The sequence below is a fragment of the Undibacterium sp. Di24W genome (genome assembly GCF_049340325.1).
Lineage (GTDB): Bacteria > Pseudomonadota > Gammaproteobacteria > Burkholderiales > Burkholderiaceae_D > Undibacterium.
Map to the genome: position 1 here is coordinate 124,720 of NZ_JBMPOP010000002.1, position 21,061 is coordinate 145,780.

General features: G+C 47.1%; 16 protein-coding genes. 11 read left to right on the forward strand and 5 right to left on the reverse strand.

Annotated elements, in window-relative coordinates; all coding sequences use genetic code 11:
* Positions 1 to 15 precede the first annotated feature (15 nt).
* Positions 16 to 276: a hypothetical protein gene (locus ACO0KZ_RS03980; RefSeq protein ID WP_422992974.1), complete on the forward strand. Its 261-nt coding sequence runs from the start codon at positions 16 to 18 to the stop codon at positions 274 to 276.
* Between the two features lie 133 nt (positions 277 to 409).
* Here ACO0KZ_RS03980 and ACO0KZ_RS03985 read toward each other — a convergent pair whose 3' ends face one another.
* Positions 410 to 973 carry a GNAT family N-acetyltransferase gene (locus tag ACO0KZ_RS03985; protein ID WP_422992976.1) on the reverse strand — a complete coding sequence of 188 codons (564 nt, stop codon included), beginning with the start codon at positions 971 to 973 and terminating at the stop codon, positions 410 to 412.
* 281 nt (positions 974 to 1,254) lie between these two features.
* Here ACO0KZ_RS03985 and ACO0KZ_RS03990 point away from each other — a divergent pair, with 281 nt between their 5' ends.
* The 3 genes from ACO0KZ_RS03990 to ACO0KZ_RS04000 all read left to right on the forward strand — a co-directional run bounded on the left by ACO0KZ_RS03990 (position 1,255) and on the right by ACO0KZ_RS04000 (position 8,113).
* Complete coding sequence (locus ACO0KZ_RS03990) at positions 1,255 to 2,466, forward strand: efflux RND transporter periplasmic adaptor subunit (protein ID WP_422992978.1); 1,212 nt, start codon at positions 1,255 to 1,257, stop codon at positions 2,464 to 2,466.
* A 2-nt stretch (positions 2,467 to 2,468) separates the two neighbouring features.
* Complete coding sequence (locus ACO0KZ_RS03995) at positions 2,469 to 5,681, forward strand: efflux RND transporter permease subunit (RefSeq protein ID WP_422992980.1); 3,213 nt, start codon at positions 2,469 to 2,471, stop codon at positions 5,679 to 5,681.
* 449 nt (positions 5,682 to 6,130) lie between these two features.
* Positions 6,131 to 8,113 carry a PhoX family protein gene (locus ACO0KZ_RS04000; protein ID WP_422992982.1) on the forward strand — a complete coding sequence of 661 codons (1,983 nt, stop codon included), beginning with the start codon at positions 6,131 to 6,133 and terminating at the stop codon, positions 8,111 to 8,113.
* 78 nt (positions 8,114 to 8,191) lie between these two features.
* Here the strand turns inward: ACO0KZ_RS04000 and chrA are convergent, their stop codons facing one another.
* Positions 8,192 to 9,556 (reverse strand): chromate efflux transporter, encoded by a 1,365-nt coding sequence (gene chrA, locus ACO0KZ_RS04005; protein ID WP_422992984.1) that lies wholly within the window; start codon positions 9,554 to 9,556, stop codon positions 8,192 to 8,194.
* Between the two features lie 124 nt (positions 9,557 to 9,680).
* On the opposite strand from chrA, the gene ACO0KZ_RS04010 reads away from it, so the two are divergent.
* The 5 genes from ACO0KZ_RS04010 to ACO0KZ_RS04030 all read left to right on the forward strand — a co-directional run bounded on the left by ACO0KZ_RS04010 (position 9,681) and on the right by ACO0KZ_RS04030 (position 16,087).
* Positions 9,681 to 10,271 (forward strand): TMEM175 family protein, encoded by a 591-nt coding sequence (locus ACO0KZ_RS04010; protein WP_422992986.1) that lies wholly within the window; start codon positions 9,681 to 9,683, stop codon positions 10,269 to 10,271.
* A gap of 40 nt (positions 10,272 to 10,311) precedes the next feature.
* Positions 10,312 to 11,370, forward strand: a complete 1,059-nt coding sequence (locus tag ACO0KZ_RS04015) for a proline iminopeptidase-family hydrolase (protein WP_422992988.1) — start codon at positions 10,312 to 10,314, stop codon at positions 11,368 to 11,370.
* Positions 11,371 to 11,408: 38 nt separating this feature from the next.
* Positions 11,409 to 13,721, forward strand: a complete 2,313-nt coding sequence (locus tag ACO0KZ_RS04020; protein WP_422992990.1) for a patatin-like phospholipase family protein — start codon at positions 11,409 to 11,411, stop codon at positions 13,719 to 13,721.
* Positions 13,722 to 13,767: 46 nt separating this feature from the next.
* Positions 13,768 to 15,405 (forward strand): mechanosensitive ion channel family protein, encoded by a 1,638-nt coding sequence (locus ACO0KZ_RS04025; protein WP_422992992.1) that lies wholly within the window; start codon positions 13,768 to 13,770, stop codon positions 15,403 to 15,405.
* Between the two features lie 133 nt (positions 15,406 to 15,538).
* Positions 15,539 to 16,087 (forward strand): thymidine kinase, encoded by a 549-nt coding sequence (locus ACO0KZ_RS04030; RefSeq protein ID WP_422992994.1) that lies wholly within the window; start codon positions 15,539 to 15,541, stop codon positions 16,085 to 16,087.
* An 82-nt stretch (positions 16,088 to 16,169) separates the two neighbouring features.
* Here ACO0KZ_RS04030 and ACO0KZ_RS04035 read toward each other — a convergent pair whose 3' ends face one another.
* Entirely contained in the window at positions 16,170 to 16,649 is a 480-nt protein-coding gene (locus ACO0KZ_RS04035) for a hypothetical protein (protein WP_422992996.1), read from the reverse strand.
* A 110-nt stretch (positions 16,650 to 16,759) separates the two neighbouring features.
* On the opposite strand from ACO0KZ_RS04035, the gene ACO0KZ_RS04040 reads away from it, so the two are divergent.
* Together ACO0KZ_RS04040 and ACO0KZ_RS04045 are read left to right on the forward strand one after the other, a co-directional pair.
* Entirely contained in the window at positions 16,760 to 16,984 is a 225-nt protein-coding gene (locus ACO0KZ_RS04040; RefSeq protein WP_422992998.1) for a hypothetical protein, read from the forward strand.
* A 110-nt stretch (positions 16,985 to 17,094) separates the two neighbouring features.
* A complete protein-coding gene (locus tag ACO0KZ_RS04045) occupies positions 17,095 to 17,679 on the forward strand; it encodes a hypothetical protein (protein WP_422993000.1) in 585 nt (194 codons plus the stop codon).
* A 39-nt stretch (positions 17,680 to 17,718) separates the two neighbouring features.
* On the opposite strand, the gene ACO0KZ_RS04050 is transcribed toward ACO0KZ_RS04045, so the two are convergent.
* Positions 17,719 to 18,609: a lysostaphin resistance A-like protein gene (locus ACO0KZ_RS04050; protein WP_422993002.1), complete on the reverse strand. Its 891-nt coding sequence runs from the start codon at positions 18,607 to 18,609 to the stop codon at positions 17,719 to 17,721.
* A 343-nt stretch (positions 18,610 to 18,952) separates the two neighbouring features.
* Positions 18,953 to 20,320: an MBL fold metallo-hydrolase gene (locus ACO0KZ_RS04055; RefSeq protein ID WP_422993004.1), complete on the reverse strand. Its 1,368-nt coding sequence runs from the start codon at positions 20,318 to 20,320 to the stop codon at positions 18,953 to 18,955.
* Positions 20,321 to 21,061 lie beyond the last annotated feature (741 nt).

Consider the following 21,061-nt stretch of genomic DNA (forward strand, 5'->3'; position numbering starts at 1 on the left):
GACAAAACGAAGTCCATGACATTTAAGCAGAAATATCAAATTATCATGTCAGTATTGTTTGCCGCAATAATGGCTTATGGGATTTTCAAATTTGGTGATGGACCTATCAAACCTTGTGAAAAGTATGTCTATTGCGGCAAAGGCGGACATGCGCATACTCTCGAAGAATACGAAGCGTTTCGGCAATGGGAAGCTTTGCTATTTGTGGTTGGTCTAATGCTAGCACCCAGTTTTTGGAACATAAAAACCTTTATGCGGGATACACCAAGACCATGATTTTAGCTCCGATCGACTTCACTACAATTCAACACTTACTAAAACTTTGTACTCCGAATAACTAGGTAACATGCGTGCGAATACGCTACGCTATTCGCACCTACTTATGTTTGTCCAGATGTCGCGACAAGCCTCAGCCCAACACCTTCTCCATTTCCACCATCTGCAAATCTTTCACTAAACGAAACTCATCAGGGACCTCCGCCGGAAAAGGTTTGACCTTGCCGTTCTGTTGATAGCCACGCCTTTCGTAATAGGCGATCAGCTCTTTGCGTACGCTGATCACGGTCATCCACATTTTCTTTACACCCCATTCGGCTTGCACCAAATCCTCGGCGGCTTGCATGAATTGTTTGCCTATGCCGCCGCCCTGTAAGCCGGGTTTCACGACAAACATGCCTAGATAAGCCGCGTCTAGTGTTTTTTCTAAATGCACGCAGCCTATGATTTGTTCATTTTGCAGGCACAACAAGATCACCGAGTGATCAGCTTCTAATAAGTTACAGACTTCTTCGGCATCGATGCGTGTGCCGGTGAGCAAATCGGCTTCGGTCGTCCAGCCGCTGCGACTGGAGTCGCCACGATAGGCGCTGTTGACCATTTGGGCGATGTAGGCGGCATCTTGTTTCACGGCGCGTCGATAGCTGATCGTGGCTTGCTCTGTTTGAGTTTGAATAGGGGTAGATTGGTCTGTCATGATGATAAAACTAAGGATAAATATGAGGAGTAAATTAGCCTCATGATAGCACGCAGCATAGGCTTAAGATCCTTCAAGCACATTGTCAATTCACTACTGCCCCAAAAAACAGCAAGTCAAGCGCGCTCCAAGAGCGTCACACTGCAATTTCATTTCACACCGGATTTTTTGCATTTCATCCCTGCAAAACCGCGCTTGACTACTTTGCATCTTGAACTACAGACCCTGCTGCGGAATACTCACCATCGCGAATCCACCCTTTACCTCAGTAGGTACCCATCATGTTACGTAAAACCATTCTTGTTCTTGCCATCGCTTCGGCGCTCAGCGCTTGTAGCAACTCAGCCCCTGATGCTAAATCCAACGCCTCTGCCAACGCCTCTGCCAGCGCCAGCGCTTCTGCCACCGCAGCTAAGAATGGCGCCAATGCAGGTCCTGAGAAACTCATTATTGCTAATGAAGACATTCTCAACTTACAGAGTAATGCCTTGGCATCTGGTCCTGTAGTGATCGGCTCAATTCAGCCAGAACGTAAAGCTGATTTGCGTGCGGAAGTCTCTACTGTCGTACTGCAAGTATTGAAAGAGAATGGCGAAGCCGTCAAACGCGGTGACGTGATCGTGCGTCTGGATGAGACTTCAATTCGTGACAACTTAAATTCGGCTAACGACTCAGCACGTAATGCTGCGTTGGCCTTAGATCAGGCTGATCGCAATCTCCAACGTCTGAAAACCTTGCGTGCGTCGGGCATGACTTCTATGCAAGCCTTGGACGACGCTGAAGTACGTCGCAATACGGCACAAAGTGAAGTGTCTGCAGCAAAAGCGCGCGCGGCATCAGCCCAGCAGCAATTACAACGCACCGTCGTACGCGCTCCATTTGATGGCATCATCAGCGAACGCAAAGTGTCTCCAGGCGACACAGCGCTGGCAGGTAAAGAACTAGTCAAAGTCATCGATCCAAATAGCATGCGCTTTGCAGGACGCGTCTCTGCGGACAAAATCGGCATGGTCAAACCTGGCCAAAACGTGAGTTTCCGCATCAATGGTTATGCAGGTCAAGAATTCCGCGGCAAAGTCACCCGCGTTGATCCAGCCGCAAATGATGTCACACGTCAGGTTGAAGTATTAGTCGCTTTTGCTGATAGCAAACAGCCACGTGTCTCCGGTCTGTACGCAGAAGGCAATATCGAAGCAGAAACCGTCTCTGCTTTAATGTTGCCCGAAGGTGCACTGGTCAAATCAGGTGACAAGACTTATGCATGGCGCGTCAAGGGCAAGAGTTTAAATAAAGTTGAATTAGCGCTCGGTAGCCGTGATGTCCGCACTGGCAACTATGAAGTACGTGGCGGTGTAGTGGCTGGTGATGTAATCATGCGCAATCCTAGTTCTAGCTTTAAAGAAGGTCAGTTAGTCGAAATGGCCACTACCTTAAACACCAAAACTGCTTTAAATAAAGATTTGAGCGGCACTAACATCGCGATGGGGAACTAATCATGTTTCTCTCCGACTTTAGTATTAAACGACCAATTGCCACCATCGTCCTGATTATTGCGATGATGGCGATGGGTTTACTCGCTATGAGTAAGCTGCGCGTCAATCAAAATCCCGATGTCGAAATTCCGGGCTTGTTCGTTAGTATTCCTTATCCTGGCGCTTCACCAGACACCGTTGAGCGCGAAATCGTCAATCGCTTGGAGAAGTCACTACAAAGTGTCTCCGGTGTTGATGAAGTGTATTCATATTCCAACGAAGGTAATGCTGGCTTCGAAATGCGCTTCTCTTTTAAGAAGAATATGATCGAAGCGGCAGAAGAAGTCCGCAATGTGATTTCTTCGGTGCGCTACAAGTTACCAACCGAAATGCGCGAGCCTATCGTGCAACGCTTTGATCCGTCGACACAACCGATTCTCAATCTGGCCTTATCTTCCAGCAGCCAAACGCACGCTGAGATCTCGCGTCTGGCAGAGGATACACTGGCAACCCGTTTGCGCGGTGTCGCTGGTGTTGCGACGGTCACTGTCAACGGCGCCTTGCGTCGCGAATTGTCAGTCTTATTACGCGCTGAAAAGTTACGTGAATTCAATGTATCGGCAGGTGAAGTCGTCTCTGCATTGCGTAGCCAAAACACCAATGCACCGGTCGGAAAAGTGCGCGGCAATTTGGAAGAAGAAAGCATACGCTTAGTCGGTCGCATCGAAAGCCCTGCTGAATTTCAAAACATCGTCGTCAAACGTCGTGGTGATCAAATCGTACGCCTGGGTCAAGTAGCAACAATTGAAGACGGTTTTGCCGATATCAATGGCTTAAGCATACGCAGTGGCAAACCGAATGTGGGCATACAAGTCACACGTTCTCGCGAATCAAGTACTGTCAGCGTTGCAAAGAACGTCGTTAAAGCGGTCGAAGAAATCAATAAAGACCTCGCGAAAGATCATCCAGGCACCAAATTGGAAGTCACGCGCGATGGCGGTAAAGATGCACAAAACAGCCTGAATAACGTGATTGAATCGCTTATCTTCGGCGCGGTGTTGACGATTTTCGTGGTGTACGCTTTCTTGAATTCATGGCGTTCAACTTTAATTACCGCGTTGAGTTTGCCAACATCCGTGATCGCGGCGTTTATCGCGGTCTGGTTATGTGGCTTTACTTTGAACTTCATGACCTTGCTCGGTTTGTCATTGGCGATCGGTGTCTTGATTGATGATGCGATTGTGGTGCGTGAAAACATCGTGCGTCATATGCAAAATGGTTCTGATCGTCGCACGGCGGCCTTGGAAGGTACCGCAGAAATCGGTTTAGCAGTTGCCGCGACGACGTTTTCCATTATCGCCGTGTTTATTCCTGTCGCTTTCATGCCAGGTATTTCAGGCGAATGGTTCCGTCCGTTTGCTTTAACGGTGACTTGTTCCGTCTTGGTCAGTCTGGGTATTTCATTCACCCTCGATCCTATGTTGTCGGCGTATTGGGGCGATCCAGCCGATCATCACACGGCGCCTAAAAAAGGTTTGAGCAAAGTCTTAGCACGTTTTAATGATTGGTTTGATAGTCAGGCAGATCGCTATGGTCGCGTCATTGCGTGGGCTTTGCATCACCGTCGCTGGATGGGCGCAATTGCGCTGGTGTCCTTGGTGGGTGCCTTGGCATTGCAAGTTAAATTTGGTGGCACTAGTTTCTTGCCAGCGGCAGATTCTGGCAACCTGATGATAGAAGTGCGCACGCCAGCGTCCTCGTCAGTTGAGTACGCTAGGCTGAAAATGGAAAGAGCCGCAGCTCTGGCACGTACCATTGCTGAAGTGAAGGAAACCAATAGCAATATCAACGCTGCTGGTGGTCGTATCTACGTCGATATCGGTAAGAAAAATACCCGTAAGCGTAGTGCCAAAGAAATCGCTGTCGAATTACGTGAAAAGATCAAACAATTAGTCGGAGCGGAATATGTTGTATTGGACGATTTGAATAATGGTGCACGCAAACCAATTCAAATCGAATTCACTGGCCCTGATTCACGCAAACTGATGGAAATCACCAACGCCTACATGGAACAACTACGTAAGGTTCCTGGCGCTGTGGATATTGGCTTGTCTGAGCAAGATCCTAAGAAAGAGCTGAAGATAGAAATGAACCGTGGTCTGGCGAACTCTATGGGCATCTCGGTCAATGACGCAGCACAGGCTTTACGTGTCGCATTTGCAGGTATCGAGGTTGGCGATTGGGTTGATCCAACTGGAGAAACTCGCGACGTGGCCGTACGCTTGCACCCAGCCGATCGCGTTAGTAAGGAAAACATTGAACGCTTACCGATTGCAGTATCTGGTACCAATGAAATGATTCCTTTGGATCAGATCGCTACCGTCAGCATGGGTAAAGGTCCATCCAGCATTGAACACAGCAATGGCAAACGCACGATTACCGTCTCCGCTAACGTTCAGGGTCGTTCCAACGGTGAAGTCACCAAAGAAGCGATGGATTTAGCCAAGTCATTTAATTACCCACCTGGCTATGGCTTGTCCTTAGCAGGTGCTGGTCAAGATCAAGATGAATTGTTCACAGAAATGTTGATCGCTTTGATTTCAGGTATCGGTTTGATGTACTTGATTTTGGTAATGCAGTTTGGCTCTTTCACTGCGCCATTGGCGGTGATGTTGTCATTGCCATTGTCTTTGATTGGTGTCGTGATCGCCTTGATGGTGACTGGCAGCACGATCAACCTGATGAGTTTTATCGGCATCATTATGTTGATGGGATTAGTCGCAAAAAATGCCATTCTCTTGCTGGACGCCGCTCGTAAGGAAGAGAAAAGCGGCATGAACCGGGAAGACGCGTTGATGCATGCTGGCCGCGTTCGTCTGCGTCCTATCTTGATGACAACCTTTGCTTTGATCGCCGGCATGATCCCGGTCGCTCTGGGTTTAGGTGAAGGCGGTGAATTCTATCGTCCTCTGGCTATCGCGATTATCGGCGGTACGATTACTTCTACCATCTTGACTTTGTTAGTCGTACCAAGTTTCTACGATAGCATAGAGATTGCACGTGACCGTATGATGGCCAAATTAGGCCGCCGCGCTGATCGTTACAACCAAGCTTTAGCGCTGATTGTGACTTTGATCGAAGCAGTATTGACCTTAACTTTCATACGCTTGATCTACCGCCTGATCATGAAAGCCTTCTATGCCATCAGTGGCAAGAAAGCGAAGGTGGCGGCATAGTGATTTAATGTTTTGTTGGTAAAGGGCACCTCTAAAAATTCAAAATTCTAAGTCAGGCTAGGCGCGAGAAAAATTTTAGCCCGCTGCATAGATTGGATATGTAAGGGATAAAACTTTTCTCGCAACGACGCATCACGACGAAGTTTGGATTTTTAGGGGCGCCCTAAAGTCGACCTGAGTAAGCACCACTTACTTAGCAAGACTAAGTGAGTAGTACCGGTTTGAGCCTGCTTGGTTTTCCATGCAGGCTCTTTTTTTATCAAATTTTTATGACATAGTGATGTCAATAAGTCGCTTTGGAGGTAGTACTCAGTTTCATGATTTTGTCATATTTGTTTTCTATACTCCGCGGGCTGAGTGCTTCGAGCGTTGTCGCGTGCCTTGCCGCAACTGATTCGCCTCAATCCGTAAGCTTTCCCACAATGACCGTATTTTTTGGAATAGAAACTATGTCAAATCAAGTTCATGCTGGCCGCCGCCAGGCACTTAAATTTCTCGTTGGCGCACCTATGCTGCCTTTGGGCGCAGCCTCCATTGCTTCCATGCTGACAGGCTGTGGCGGTAGCAGTAATAATACTGAGACGCCACAAACGCCAGCACCTACTTTTGTTTCTGCTGTATTCGGCGCGATGGCAGCACCCACATTGAGCAACCCGGCTGCGATGGCGACGACGACAGTAGGTTCTACTTTAAAAGTTAGTATGAGTGACAAGAGCGAAAAAGAATACAAACTCGCTTATCAATCTTTCTTCATCACCGGTGATATGGTGGACGATGGTAAAGGTGGCAAGGTTCTGGCCGGCGGTTACTACGACATCAATAATAAGCCTATCATGGACAATTCTGTCGCAGGCAAAGAACGTCAATTCTTCTCAGACTCTCCAGACGGTACTTCATTATTGTCTTTGCCAAGTACCACAGTCACTGGTATCAAAGGTAAAGCGGTATTTGCCGTTGTACAATTTGAATACACAACACGTAACCAAGCGCTCGCCGATACCTATGGCCAATTGCCATCACCTATCGCTGTCCTCACTTTGGATCAAGACCAAACTACAGGTAAATTGAGTCTGGTGAAATACCACAACGTGGACACATCCAAAGCGAATGGCTTGTGGATCACCTGCGGTGCTAGCTTATCACCATGGGGTACGCATTTATCTTCTGAAGAATACGAACCAGATGCACAATTCGTGGCAACTGATGCACAGTTCAAAGCATTTAGTAGAAATACCTTCGGCGACGAAACCAAAGCTAATCCATATCACTACGGCCATTTGCCGGAAGTGACAGTGAACCCAGACGGCACTGGCACTATCAAAAAACACTATTGCTTAGGCCGTATTTCGCATGAATTAGTGCAAGTAATGCCGGATAACCGCACGGTGTTAATGGGCGATGATGCAACCAACAGTGGCTTATTCCTGTTCGTGGCAGACAAAGAAAAAGACCTGTCTTCCGGTACTCTGTACGTTGCCAAAGTCGGCGCAGGTTTCTCGATAGATACAGCGGCTGCAGGCGCAAAACTGACTTGGATCAAGCTCGGTTCTGCCACGAGCGCAGAAATCGAAACGATGGCTAATACCATCAAGCCTGCTGACATCATGACCATTTTGAAAACCGAGCCAGTACCAGCAGATCCAAGCTTCACTAAAATCTGGATTAGTGGCAAAGCCAACTGGGTTAAAGTCAACCCAGGCATGGAAAAAGCTGCGGCCTTCCTCGAAACGCATCGTTATGCTTACCTGAAAGGTGGCAGTATGGGTTTCACCAAAATGGAAGGTACAACGGTCAACATTAAAGACAAAGTAGCTTACTCAGCTTTACAAAACATGGTCGATTCCATGGTTAAAGACAATGCTAAAGGCTGGAACGCAGAAAGCGGCATTTCTATCGACAAAGCCTTGGTAGCTGGCGGTGTCATGGCACACAACCTAGGTGGTGGTCAAACAGATACCAGTGGTACAGCGATCAACAGTGAATGGGTGCCAACACTGACGAAAGCCTTATTGTTGGGTGAAGACATTGCAGCCGATGCATTAGGTAATCTGGCAAACCCAGACAAAATCGGCAATCCAGATAATTTGAAATTCTCTGAGAAACTGCGTACTTTATTTATTGGTGAAGACAGCGGCTACCATGTGAACAATTTCTTGTGGGCATATAACGTCGATACTAAAGTCTTGTCTCGTTTAATGTCCATGCCTGTAGGCGCGGAAGCGACTGGTTTGCATGTGGTAGATGACTTAAATGGTTGGACCTATATCATGAGCAATTTCCAACACCCTGGCGATTGGATTTCTTCATTGCACGGTAAAGTACAGGCCACGTTGGATCCATTAGTTCGTGCCAATTACAAAGATCGTTTTGGTGCAGCAGTGGGTTATTTAACTGCAGATGTTACTGGCATTAAGCTGAACGGCACTAAATAATTTAGATCCGCTATAAAGTTGTAAAAAAGGCAGACTCGGAAAATTCCTAGTCTGCCTTTTTCTTATTGATCGTTTGACCTAATGGGCCAATAGACGAATCACCAATCCCGCTAAGGCCGACAATCCTATTACCCACATCATATTCCACTTCAACCGGATCAAAGCAATCGCCGCGAATAAGGCAATGCTCGCCGCCCAAAGATCAACGCTTCCTGCAAATCCCTGCGGCCACAACACATGGTAGGCAAAAAATAGCGTGAGATTGACAATCACGCCGACCACCGCAGCAGTGATAGCGCTCAAAGGTGCGGTAAAACTGATTTGATTATGCGTGCTCTCTATCAAAGGGCCGCCCGCCAAAATAAATATAAACGAAGGCAGGAAGGTGAACCAGGTCACCAAAACTGCCGCCACACTACCAGCCCAAAATAGCTGATCGGGTCCAAACAATGCCTGCACGTAGGCCGTCACAAAACCCACAAACGCCAGCACCATAATCAGCGGCCCCGGCGTGGTTTCGCCCAAAGCCAAACCATCCATCATCTGTCCAGCACTGAGCCAAGCATACTGATGCACAGCCGCTTGCATCACATAAGGCAAGACCGCATACGCGCCGCCAAAAGTCATGAATGCCGCTTTGGTAAAAAACCACGCCATCTGCGTCAAGGTATGCTGCCAGCCAAATAGCCAGAGCAGGCTCAGCATAGGCACACTCCACAACACCACACCCACCAACAAAACCCGACTCAAACCGCCCCAACTAAAGCGTGCATGCACTGGCGTTGGCGTATGGTCATCTATCACGGCTGCGCCAAAGCTCACTTGCTTGGCATGATTGGCATGCCCGCCAGTCACCCGGAAATGTTGCGGCAAAAAACGTCCACCCAAATAGCCCAATACCGCGGCAAAAAAAATAATCAGTGGAAACGGCAAGTTCAACACAAAGATGGCGATGAAAGCTGCCAGGGCGATGCTCCATAGGCTCGCATTCTTTAAAGTACGTCCACCAATTCGATGCGCTGCTTGTAAAACGATGGCCGTTACTGCCGGCTTAATTCCGTAAAATAGTCCCGCCACTAGACTAGTTTGACCGTAAGCGATATACAGCCAAGACAAAGCAATCAACATAACCAGAGAAGGCAGTACAAATAAAACACCTGCCACCACACCGCCTCGAACACCGTGTAAGAGCCAACCTATATATGTCGCCAATTGCTGCGCCTCTGGCCCGGGTAACACCATGCAGTAATTGAGTGCATGCAAAAAACGTTGTTCTGAAATCCAACGACGTTTTTCCACTAATTCCTGATGCATAATCGCAATTTGTCCGGCAGGACCGCCAAAACTGATAAAGCCTAGCTTCAACCAGAAGCGCAAAGCTATCCAGAAATCAGGGAAGGAAGGTGCAACTGGTTCGGAATGCTCAATAGTGGATGGGGTCATGGCCTTAACTTCAAATTGAACAGCATTAGTAAATGAATCAAATATTGTAATCACTAAACTGGTCTAACAAAGATCAAATCATCATAAGTAAATTCAGCGTATTGAGGAAAAGAAGGGAAAGAATATGGGAAAAGGACGTTTAGAAGCCTTCAGTGACGGTGTCATCGCCATCATTATCACCATCATGGTATTAGAATTAAAAGTACCTCATGGGGAAAGCGTAGAAGCTCTGCTGCCATTGATACCGGTGTTTTTCAGCTATGTGCTGAGCTTTGTCTACATCGGGATTTACTGGAACAATCACCACCACATGCTGCATGCCACGCACCATATCAGTGCTGGCAACTTATGGGCGAATCTGCATCTGCTGTTCTGGTTATCCTTAGTGCCTTTCGCTACGGGTTGGATGGGGGAGAATCATTTTTCAGCGGGACCAACGGCTTTATATGGCGTCATATTATTCATGTCCGCACTAGCCTATTGGATGCTGCAATACTCCATTATCTGTGCTGCCAGCGACAATGCCATCATCAAGAATGCCATAGGCCGCGATCTCAAGGGGAAACTTTCTATCGTCTTATATGCGATCAGCATCGCGATCGCGTTTTACGTGCCTGTTCTTGCACAAGTTATTTATGTATTGGTTGCTTTAATGTGGCTGGTCCCTGACCGCAGGATAGAGCATGCTCTAAACCAGCATAACAATTCACACTAATTTCAAGTCGCCATTGGAAACATTTTTTACGAGACTAAACATGAGAAAAATAGCCAGTACACTGACCTTAGTCAGCGCTGTAGTTTTTACGCTAAGTGCATGTCAAAAAAACGAAGCAAGCTCGACACCACACGCAAACAATAAAGCCGCTAACTATTTCGATCAAACAGGAAGCGATGATGTACTCTCAGGCGGCGTCAAACAAATCAAGATCAGCACGCCAAAAGGGGAATTCAAAGTCTGGACCAAACGCACTGGTAACAATCCCAGCATCAAAGTCTTATTGCTGCACGGCGGCCCCGGCATGACACATGAGTATTTTGAAATCTTTGACAGCTATTTTCCTGGCGCAGGCATAGAGTATTATTACTACGATCAGCTGGGCTCTCACTTCAGCGATCAACCCCAAGATCCATCCCTGATTGACTTGCCACGCTATGTAGAAGAAGTCGAACAGGTACGACAGGCCTTGAAGCTCGATCAGAAAAATTTTTACCTCTTAGGTCATTCTTGGGGTGGCATTCTGGCCATGGAATACGCTTTGAAATACCAGCAAAGTCTGAAAGGATTGATCATCTCAAATATGGTCGATAGCATTCCTGCCTATAATGATTATGCGCAAAAAGTCTTGATGCCTGCCATGGATCAAAGCGTTTTAAAAGAGACGCAAGCTCTGGAAGCTGCCGGCAAATACGAAGACCCACGCTATATGGAATTATTGATTCCTCACCATTACGAAAAGCACGTATTGCGCATGCCGCAGGCACAATGGCCAGACCCAGTGAATCGCTCTTTCAAACACGTCAATCCAAGCATTTATGTATCGATGCAAGGCCCAAGCGAACTCGGTGCCAGTGGCAAATTACTAAACTGGGATCGTAGCAAAGATCTGGCACAAATAAAGGTGCCGACCTTAACCATAGGCGGCCAACACGACACCATGGATCCAGCATATATGGCTGCGATGGCAAAGAAAGTACAACGCGGTCGCGCGCTCACCTGCCCCAATGGTAGCCATATGTCTATGTATGATGACAGCGAAAATTACTTTAAAGGCTTAATCAGCTTTATTCAGGACGTGGACGCCGGGCGTTTCTAATAAATGCCATTGCAGTGACCCGCCTATAGAGATACTTTATGACAAAACTACTATTACACCGTTTCTTGTATCGCTTTTCATACCGATTATTGCTGTCCTTATCCACAGGCTTGGTTTGCACCGCTGCCTTCGCTTCGCCATTAGATAGCGCAATACAAGCAGCAGCGCCAACAAATGTGGCTAAACAAGCTAAAACGCAAAAAATATGTTTGGTGCTTTCGGGTGGCGGTGCGCGTGGTTTCGCTCATATTGGCGTTATCAAACAACTAGAAGCTTTGCGCATCCCCATTGATTGTATCGCTGGCACCAGTATGGGCGCGGTAGTCGGAGGCTTGTATGCCTCAGGCCTATCGGCGAAAGAAATTGAAGAGCGTTTGATCAAACTAAAACTCAACGATATTGCTTTGGACAGGGTAGAACGCCGCTATTTACCTCACGCATTGCGCGAGGAAGACAAACAATATCCCTTGGGCGCAACCATGGGTTTGAGCACTGAAGGGGTGCGCTTGCCTACCGGCGCCGTGCAAGCAACACAGTTTTTGGAGTTGTTCCATAACTGGACCGCGCATTTAAAAAACGATGTCGCCTTTGACGATTTACCAATCCCATTTCGCGCAGTGGCTACCAATTTAGAGAGCGGAAAAATGGTGGTCTTCGACAAAGGCCCTTTGCATTTAGCGATACGCGCCAGCATGGCGGCACCGGGTGTTTTTTCTCCGGTCGAATTGGATGGAAAACTCTTAGTTGACGGCGGCTTGGTACGCAATTTACCCGTCGATATCGCCCGCAAAATGGGTGCGGACATCATCATCGCGGTGAATATCGGCACACCACTATTGCCTCGCTCGAATTTGTCTTCGCTGATCAATGTCAGCCAACAAATGGTTAATATTTTGACCGAACAGAATGTCGAACAGCAAAAAGCACTTTTGAGTGGCAAGGATATTTTGATAGAACCCAATTTGGGCGATGTCAGCTTCATGGATTTTGCCCGTTCGACCGAAGCCATCGGTATTGGTAACGATGCCGCTCTAGCGATCATGCCGCAGTTAAGTCAGCTGAGCGTCTCGCCAGCCCAATACGCCGCTCATCTGAAACGCGCGGCCGACTTCGAACTGCCTGCCATTAAAATAGGCTTTGTCGATATTGCATCCAACGGGATTATTCCCACCGAAGAAATCCGCCGCCAAGTCGATATCACAGAAGGCATCAATTACAGCGCAGAAGAAATCAACCTCAAACTCGCCAAGCTCAATATCACTCGCGAATACGATGGTATCAGTCACGAACTCATACAACGCGACGGCAAGTATGGTGTACGAGTCAACGCCAATGAAAGAAAATGGGGTCCGCATTTTCTACGATTTGGCCTAGCGCTGTCTAGTGGTTTTGAAGGAACTGGCGGATTCCAACTGCAAGTCGGACATAGGCGTCCTTGGTTAAGCGACAGCGGTTTAGAGTGGCGCAACGATATTCAGTTTGGTAACTCATTGGGCCTGCGCACAGAATTACGGCAACCGCTTTCACGTATAAATGGCGTTTTATTGAGCCCATATTTTGATATCAAAAACAATGTGCGCAACTTATATCAAGGCGATACACGTATCGCTGAGTACAATTTTAAACACGAAAAAACCGGCGCCGATCTGGTGGGCGAAATCGGCGAACGTGGCAATCTTGGGGAATATCGTTTCGGCTTGGTCGCCAATCAATATCGCATACGACCTAAGCTAGGCGCCTTACAAGTCATCACTGGTGATGGCAGTGCGACGGTGGTGACTTTACCGCGCCTCGATCTGCAACAAGCCGGCATCAAATCCTCGTTCGTTATCGATCAACTCAGCGATGCCGCGTTTCCCCGTTATGGTTATGAAATTGGTAGCGAATTTTTTTTGGGGATGAATCGCGGTGGCGACAAATATCGTGAATTTAGTTTCAATACGACTTGGGCGCAAAGCGTTAATAGCCACAGCATCAATCTGAAATTTAACGGGGCAGGCTTGTTCTTGCCAAACAAAGAGGTACAAGGCATAGGTACTACCTTAGGTGGATTTCAACAGCTCTCGGCCTATCAACCAGACCAGTTTGCGGGTGACTTTATGCTATATGCCAGCGCCACCTATTTATACCGCGCCCTCAAATTCGACCTCGCGGGTCAGAGTTTGTTTATGGGCAGCAGTCTGGAGTTGGGCAACGTCTGGAATCATGGCAAGGATATTTCGTTTACTAACACACGCAAAAGTCTCAGTTTATTTGCTGGATTTAATAGTTTCATGGGACCTATGTATTTCGGCGTTGCGGTCGCACCTTCGGGCGTGAAGAATATCTTTTTTCAAGTTGGTCGCCAGTAAAATTTAGTAAGTATTTTCATCTATTCAACTATGAACAGTATCCGTCATGAACTATAGAAATTTTCGTGCTTCTTTCTGCGCTCTGGGACTCGTTTTCGCTATGCCATTTGCCGTGGCAGCGGATACGACAGCTATCCCGACACCAACGCCCTCGCCCACAACACCGACCGCTAGTAGAGAAGTCAGCTTGACCGTACTAAATCGCGACATCATTCATTTTCGCAGCACAGTTCTAGGCATAGAACCTGAAGAGCGGGCGCGTCGAGCGCAACGTCGCATTAGCCAGCAACTGGCCAACCCCGGTGACCATAAAATCACTGTCGCCGATATGCCACCGGGAAAATTAATCCAGATTGATGGTGCCGGCAGCTTCTATATCGCCCCTGATGATGTTGACCCATTTCAACAAGAGACAATAGCTAGCGTCGCGAATCAAGCCGTTGCACGCATCAATCTGGTGCTCAAAGAAACTCAGGAAGGCCGCAGCCTAGATCGTATGTTACGTGCCAGTGCTTATACGCTGTTGGCGTCTTGTATTTTTATTGGCCTGCTTTGGATGTTGTTTAAATTGCGCCGCGCCGCTGTTGCCAAGATATTGTCTGTGGCGCGTGACAAGCTCGATGGTCATCAACTAGTCCAAGCAAATTTGATCAAACGCGATCACATACAAAGCGGTTTGCGCCGTTTATTGCAATGGTTGTCCTGGGTAGTGATTTTTTTATTGAGCTACGAATGGCTGAGTTTTGTCCTGTCACAATTTCCGTTTACCCGCCCCCTAGGTGAACAGCTCAATACTTATCTGCTCGGTGTTGCTGGCACGATTGCCAGTGCGGCGCTTAAGGCGATTCCTGATCTGTTTACTGCGTGTATCATTTTCTTTCTGGCGAAATTGGTAGTACAGGGTTTTAACGCTTTTTTTGAACGTGTAGAAAATGGCGTCTTGACAATATCCTGGCTAGGTGCAGACGTCGTTGCACCGACACGCCGTATTACCAAAGTCGCGGTCTGGCTGTTTGCGCTAGCAATGGCCTATCCTTATTTGCCCGGCGCTGGTACTGAAGCTTTTAAAGGCGTCTCAGTTCTGGTGGGCTTGATGATTTCACTCGGTGCCTCTAGTTTAATTGCGCAGGCAGCCAGTGGTTTAATTCTGACTTATTCCCGCATCTATCGGACCGGCGAGTTTATTCATGTGAATGGACACGAAGGTACCATCACTGATCTAGGCATGTTCACGACACGGCTACGTAACGGTATGGGATTAGAAGTCACGCTACCAAATGCACTGGTATTGGGCAATGTGACGAAGAATTATTCACGCGCAGTGGAAGGCCCTGGCTTTGTGATTGATACCAAAGTCACCATCGGCTACGATACGCCTTGGCGTCAGGTCGAAGCGATGTTGATTGAAGCCGCACGCAGGACACCCAGCGTCTTAAGCGAACCAAGACCGAAAGTATTTCAAACTGCACTCTCGGATTTTTATCCTGAGTATCTGTTGATCTGTCAGGCCGTACCTGGTGATCCTGTACCTCGCGCCGAAGTCATGAGCGCCTTGCATGCGAATATTCAAGATGTCTTTAATGAGTACAACGTACAGATTATGTCGCCGCATTATAGGGCTGATCCTGAGAAGGAAAAGATAGTGCCTAAAGAAGGGTGGTTCCGGGCGCCAGCTAGTGAATAGTCTCGACCTCTCCGCACGCTCAAGAAGCTAGTCCACCTTTATAATAGGCGGTTTCTGCTCACGAATTTGTTTTAGATAATTTTTGACAGTGATCCGCCTAAAGTCGCACACATACACTCACAGGAATACAGAATTGGCAAAGTTATATTTTCGATATTCGGCAATGAATGCCGGTAAATCCACCGCCTTACTACAAGTAGCACACAATTACGAAGAACAAGGACAGAGTGTTTGCTTATACACCGCCGCCATCGACAACCGCTATGGCGAGGGGAAAATCACTTCGCGTCTAGGCCCACAACGCGACGCCGCCACTTTCGATGCCGACTTTGATTTTTTCGCCAGCGCACCAGCGGTCAATTGCATCCTGGTCGATGAGGCGCAGTTTCTATCATCTGAGCAGGTCAAGCAGCTACATAAACTCGCGCATGTACGCGGCATTCCGGTGATCTGTTACGGACTACGCAGCGACTTTTTGGGCGAACCATTTCTCGGCTCGGGCTATTTAATGACCTTGGCAGACACGATAGAAGAGCTAAAGAACATCTGCGCTTGCGGCAAAAAAGCGACTATGAACATCCGCGTTGATGAACAAGGCAAACGTATCACTGCTGGAGAGCAAATTGATATTGGTGGTAATGAACGCTATCAACATGTTTGTGGGCGATGCTTTTATCGGTGATGACGCCAACAAGAATTCGTAATCACAGCTAGGAAGCAAAAGCCCAAAGCAGAATTCCCCACCAAATGATCACCTCTTATGTTCATTTAGCGAAGGCCTTTGCTTGAGCGCTCTTTAGCACTTCACTCACGAATTCGGTAAGAACTGATGTTGACTTAGCTTGCATGCTTGTTCCGACTTCGGCTTGCTTTGATTGAAACTTGCTGAAGTACTTTGAAGATTTTCCCTCGGTGGCTACCGATGTAAGTTCCTCTGGAGTCAAAAATTCAGAGTATGAAAGTGCGAGATTCCTATTCCAACGCTTTTGGTAGACTGGTAGTAGTCGATCTATTTCAATCTTGATCAATTCGCGGGCTTTGACCTCGCCTAGCTCTTTCGCAATCGTCGCGTATGTCACGGTGCGGAATGCGGTAGCTGTACCTATGCTTGAAAGATTATTTCCCAAGCCCTGTCTCGTGACGAACAATATTGCAACGTCGTCTTGGGCTGCTATGCAATTAGATATTGGCAGATTAAGACTTAAGAGCGTCACTAAACTTGCTGCGATTACATGGGACTTCATGATACTGGTGATTCCTTAAGGTTCTGACGACGTACTGAACAACATTTAGTTGGCTCGCTTGCACAACATAACGCAAGGCAGCGAATGTTGCAACTAGAGCCAGCACTCCAGTGATATACGCTGTACGTGCCTATTCGTATGGCAACTATCACCCAGACAACATGCGTATCGCTGGAATTTACGGCTTTAGAGTCGATGACTATGGGCGCAACATGGGCGCGATAGAATTAGCTCACACACCGGGACACGCATGGCTAAATCCAGCACTGCCAGCGGATCAAAAGATCGCGGTGGTCGGGATCTTTGCCGCTTTATTGATCAAATACGGGTCTTAACGAAACCCAACTCTCCCCTAGCACTGCACTGTGTGCACCGGTCGGAACGAAATCAACATCAGCCGACAAGCCTAGAGAAATATTCCACAATTAAATCAAAAAATCTCATAATGGATGCGCGTCGTTGCGTTTGTTCAACTGTTCCAATCAAAATCATTAAGTTTATGAAAAATTTCCAAAGCGTCTGTCGAACTGCCATTTTTTTTGCCATGATGACTTCGGCAATTGGAATGAGCTGGGCTCAAACCTCTCCCATTTCCAATGACCCAAAATTTGCGGAATATGCAAAGTCTCTAGGTGCTATCAACTTTATCGGGGATGTCAAAGCAGCCCTGAACTATTGTGGTTCGACTTTCCAAGAGACGGCAGATATGGCGGCTAAAAGCGCTATAGATCTGGAAGCTCGCAATCAAGATTTTACCGTGCCAGTTGAAGCGGGCAGAACTGCATTTTACGTGTTTGTTGCTGGAAATGATCGCACCTCGCCACAGCAAGTTGCGTCCGCTTGGGAGGAAAAAACCTTGAAATCAAGAGAGAAACAATTGAGCCAGTTAAAGCTAAGTCTTATAAAAGATCAGACTGCATGCCTGACCTTTATTAAAGGCGTGCAGTCTGGTCAGTATGATGTTAAGAGGATCTATCCCGAAATCTATCAGTCAATAATAGGTCGCACTGCATCTGCTAACAAGCGCTAAGCACTATTTAGCGCTTATAGTTAATGTGACTGCGACCTATCAAGCCAATTCAACACTCTTTCTTTTCGCTACCAACGCAATGAACAGAATGACAGTGATTAGACCTGGCGCACTGGCCTCCAACCCAAACTGTCCACCAGTCAGCCAAACAGGGTGAGCGCCAAGTAGAGCCTGCATCAAACCCGCTTCATTATGGCCGCTCACACCAAAACCCAAGATGCTGCCTTGTACGAAGTTTGCCATCATGTGCAAGGCTAGAGGCATAGCTAAGCTATTCGTCTTCAAATAAGTCATACCAAACAAAATCGACGCCAGAAAAATATTCACACTGGCCAACAAGCGAACATGCTCGTCCATACCTGGATTGGCCGAATGGGTCAATAAAAAATAAGCGGCCACGAAAATTTGTGCTGGCCAGATACCGACGCCCGCCTTAAGACGTTGTAGGAATACGCCACGGAAAACAACTTCTTCAGCAATAGCAACCGCTGCGCACATCATCAGGGCAGACAGTAGTTCTGTACTCGTGATCGTGCCTGCACGCCAAGTGACCCAGCCTCCAACGAATAAAAACAAAGCTGGCAGTAACATCAGGACGCTCCCCATCAGACTGCCAATACCAAAATCTTTAAGCCAATTCAAATCAAATCGCCCGAACATTTCTGATATCGGTTGACGTCGTAGTAGCTGCAAGACGAACGCCGCGATCAAGCTGATTAGGGCTTGCTGCCACATGGCGATCGCTCCACCATTTTCACGTGACCAGATGCTCAGCGGTACTAACATGCTTGCTAACAGCAAGAAGTAGATCGCAATCCACCAGCCATTACGTAGCTTTTTTTGCGGATTCACGAATACATTGGTCGAGCGGATTGTCTTTGGTAAATCGTGCATTCGTTGCATTAAACTTGGTGTTGAAGCTTTATTCATAATTGCTGATTTTCAACTAAAAATAGAAAGAAGCACGCACTGTAATGTGTAATGAAATGGTCTAGAAGCATTTTATGACCAAAGGAAGATTCTTAGGTTTAAGTAGTAATGCGGGGCGATAAGCGGTTAACATAACGCAGCTCGGCTACATGCTAACTCCAACTCGCCTCAATAAAATCAGTTCGCCCAGGTTCATCTCGATCGCCATTTCTGCAAACCAGAATGACACGTAGTTCGACCTCGACCTAGCAATTGGGGTACTTCTCCCAGTTCCGAATTGGCACCGATGACTAGTGCCGTTTTCGCAGAACTGGGAATAGACTGAATTATTAAAATTCGAATTCTATTTTTTCTTTTTTTCTGCGTCCAATAAAGTGACTGTTTGCATTAACTCTTGCATTGTGCTGACACGACCATGAACGCTAACGATACGATCTGGCACTAATGCCGATGCAGTTAAGTGCCGCATTAATTCACGATTGACGGTAAAGCCTACTGGCGCGGGGCCAAGATCTGGCATCATAAAGAAATCACCTTGAAATAGAGTTTTTGATTGTCGATCATAGGCAATCAACATCTCGGACGCATGCGAGCTGGGCACGGGGATAACTTGAATTTGTCTTCCACCGAGATCAATAGTGGTCGGACTGATAGCTTCAATGGTATTGGCATTGAGCTTATCGCCAAGTTGGCGAAGTATCGCGAGCTTACCTTCTTTACCTGTAATGATCTGAGTCCCCTCTTGTGCGAGCTGTGCAGCACCGCCAATGTGGTCCCGATGGGTATGAGAAAACACAATATGTGAAATTGATTTGCCTGGCGCAGTGTCTTGAATCAAGCTTTTGACCCGAGTGATTTCGTTCGGAAAAATCGGCGTGTCGAATACGGCGATACTTTTCTCACCGACTACGAAATGCGTGTGATAGCCAGAAACTGAGCCATCAATGCGATAAGTATTATCTGCAATTTTTTCGACTCGCAAGGTACCAAGCGCTTGGCGTTTTTGGTAGCCTTTTGGGTGAACGAATTCTTGTTCATTGATCTCAACTAGTTCAGTAATCTGTACAGCTTGCCAGTCAGCAACAAGATTGCCGCCCGCTTTGACTTTAATCGATTGTGCCGTCCGTGTGGATTTATCACCGAGATAATTTTGGTATTCATAGAGGAGATTGGCGCTACGAGCACTCACGACTTCCCCGGTTCTCTTATCGATAACGACGGTCGCAGGGCGTCCAGCTTGATCGAGGAAACTTTCGAACTGATAGTTTGCTTGCCATTCAGGTGGCGTCGTCATTGCTTGCCGATTCGTTCCCGCTTTTAACAGCAAGTTAGGCGCTAAAAAATATGCTTCTGCACGTGTTTCCAATGCCCCTTTAGCATCGAGCACATCATATTCAACACCAGTGCGCCACCCGAGCAAATCAAAACTAGCGGCACCATTGTGATCCCCCACCGTCAGAAAACGAAATTCAATATCGCCAGGAAAAAATGTACTCGTATATTGTTTGAATGCGCCGCTCTGACCCAATGTAATCTTTACGTTGGCAGGAATCGTGACGTTACTTTCTAGCGGTGTCGCAGCTTGGTGCGCGCTAAAACGTTGCCCCTGTAGAGACAACTGGACGTTTTGCGCGGCAGCGATTTGGGTCGTAGAGACAACTAATGCCGTGGCAAAGGCGCTCAAAGAGTAGACATATTTTATGGAATGCATGTTCGTTTCGTTGTTAAAGTGGGGGACAATGGGATAAGCTAATCCGGAGCAGAATATAATTCATAACTCGTTAGCTTAGCGTTAATTTTTTATGTAGTAGCTACTTCTTTGTCCTATTTAGCGCGTATTAAGTTCCTGAGATCAGGCTAGGTTCGAGATTTGGCTATCCCGATGATAGTGGCACTTTTAAATTGCATCTTATGACCAGCGGAAAAATTCCTCGCCATAAGTAGAGCTTAGTGACATTGCAAATGCCAAGCCAATAGCACTAAAAAATGCGGATTCAAACATAGATGGCGGATCTAGTTCGCCATGATGATAGTCCTTTGCTTAGGGCTTTTGGGCTTGCATCGGTCCTTACGCAATCAGGCTTTACAACCGGCGCTATTCTTTGTTGTAAGCCGAAAACTAAATTCGAAAATAGCACCTAAGTGTCTAGCACGTATGTAGGGGAGATAATATAGTACTTTTGATAATGCAATCAATTATAGATAAACATAAGTCGGATACTTGTTGCCCCCCACGTTTCATTTTCCTTTTTTCTCCTGCCACGTTATGCTTCTTTTCTCAAGCCTTGGCTTAAACAAAATAAACTCTGAGCCATCACCGGCGCATAAAGAAAGTCTCGTAAAGCTTCCATTCCTATGTGGAGGGAATTGGCATGGTGAAGGAAATCGATTAAAAGTGGTAAAAAGTTAAAGTCGGAATTTACCTTTATGCCAGAATTTGACGGTCAAGCCA

Excerpts from the sequence above, each read along its gene's own strand:
- ACO0KZ_RS03980 (WP_422992974.1), top strand. The coding sequence starts at position 16 with ATGACATTTAAGCAGAAATATCAAATTATCATGTCAGTATTGTTTGCC.
- ACO0KZ_RS03985 (WP_422992976.1), bottom strand. The coding sequence starts at position 973 with ATGACAGACCAATCTACCCCTATTCAAACTCAAACAGAGCAAGCCACG.
- ACO0KZ_RS03990 (WP_422992978.1), top strand. The coding sequence starts at position 1,255 with ATGTTACGTAAAACCATTCTTGTTCTTGCCATCGCTTCGGCGCTCAGC.
- ACO0KZ_RS03995 (WP_422992980.1), top strand. The coding sequence starts at position 2,469 with ATGTTTCTCTCCGACTTTAGTATTAAACGACCAATTGCCACCATCGTC.
- ACO0KZ_RS04000 (WP_422992982.1), top strand. The coding sequence starts at position 6,131 with ATGTCAAATCAAGTTCATGCTGGCCGCCGCCAGGCACTTAAATTTCTC.
- chrA (WP_422992984.1), bottom strand. The coding sequence starts at position 9,556 with ATGACCCCATCCACTATTGAGCATTCCGAACCAGTTGCACCTTCCTTC.
- ACO0KZ_RS04010 (WP_422992986.1), top strand. The coding sequence starts at position 9,681 with ATGGGAAAAGGACGTTTAGAAGCCTTCAGTGACGGTGTCATCGCCATC.
- ACO0KZ_RS04015 (WP_422992988.1), top strand. The coding sequence starts at position 10,312 with ATGAGAAAAATAGCCAGTACACTGACCTTAGTCAGCGCTGTAGTTTTT.
- ACO0KZ_RS04020 (WP_422992990.1), top strand. The coding sequence starts at position 11,409 with ATGACAAAACTACTATTACACCGTTTCTTGTATCGCTTTTCATACCGA.
- ACO0KZ_RS04025 (WP_422992992.1), top strand. The coding sequence starts at position 13,768 with ATGAACTATAGAAATTTTCGTGCTTCTTTCTGCGCTCTGGGACTCGTT.
- ACO0KZ_RS04035 (WP_422992996.1), bottom strand. The coding sequence starts at position 16,649 with ATGAAGTCCCATGTAATCGCAGCAAGTTTAGTGACGCTCTTAAGTCTT.
- ACO0KZ_RS04045 (WP_422993000.1), top strand. The coding sequence starts at position 17,095 with ATGGATGCGCGTCGTTGCGTTTGTTCAACTGTTCCAATCAAAATCATT.
- ACO0KZ_RS04050 (WP_422993002.1), bottom strand. The coding sequence starts at position 18,609 with ATGAATAAAGCTTCAACACCAAGTTTAATGCAACGAATGCACGATTTA.
- ACO0KZ_RS04055 (WP_422993004.1), bottom strand. The coding sequence starts at position 20,320 with ATGCATTCCATAAAATATGTCTACTCTTTGAGCGCCTTTGCCACGGCA.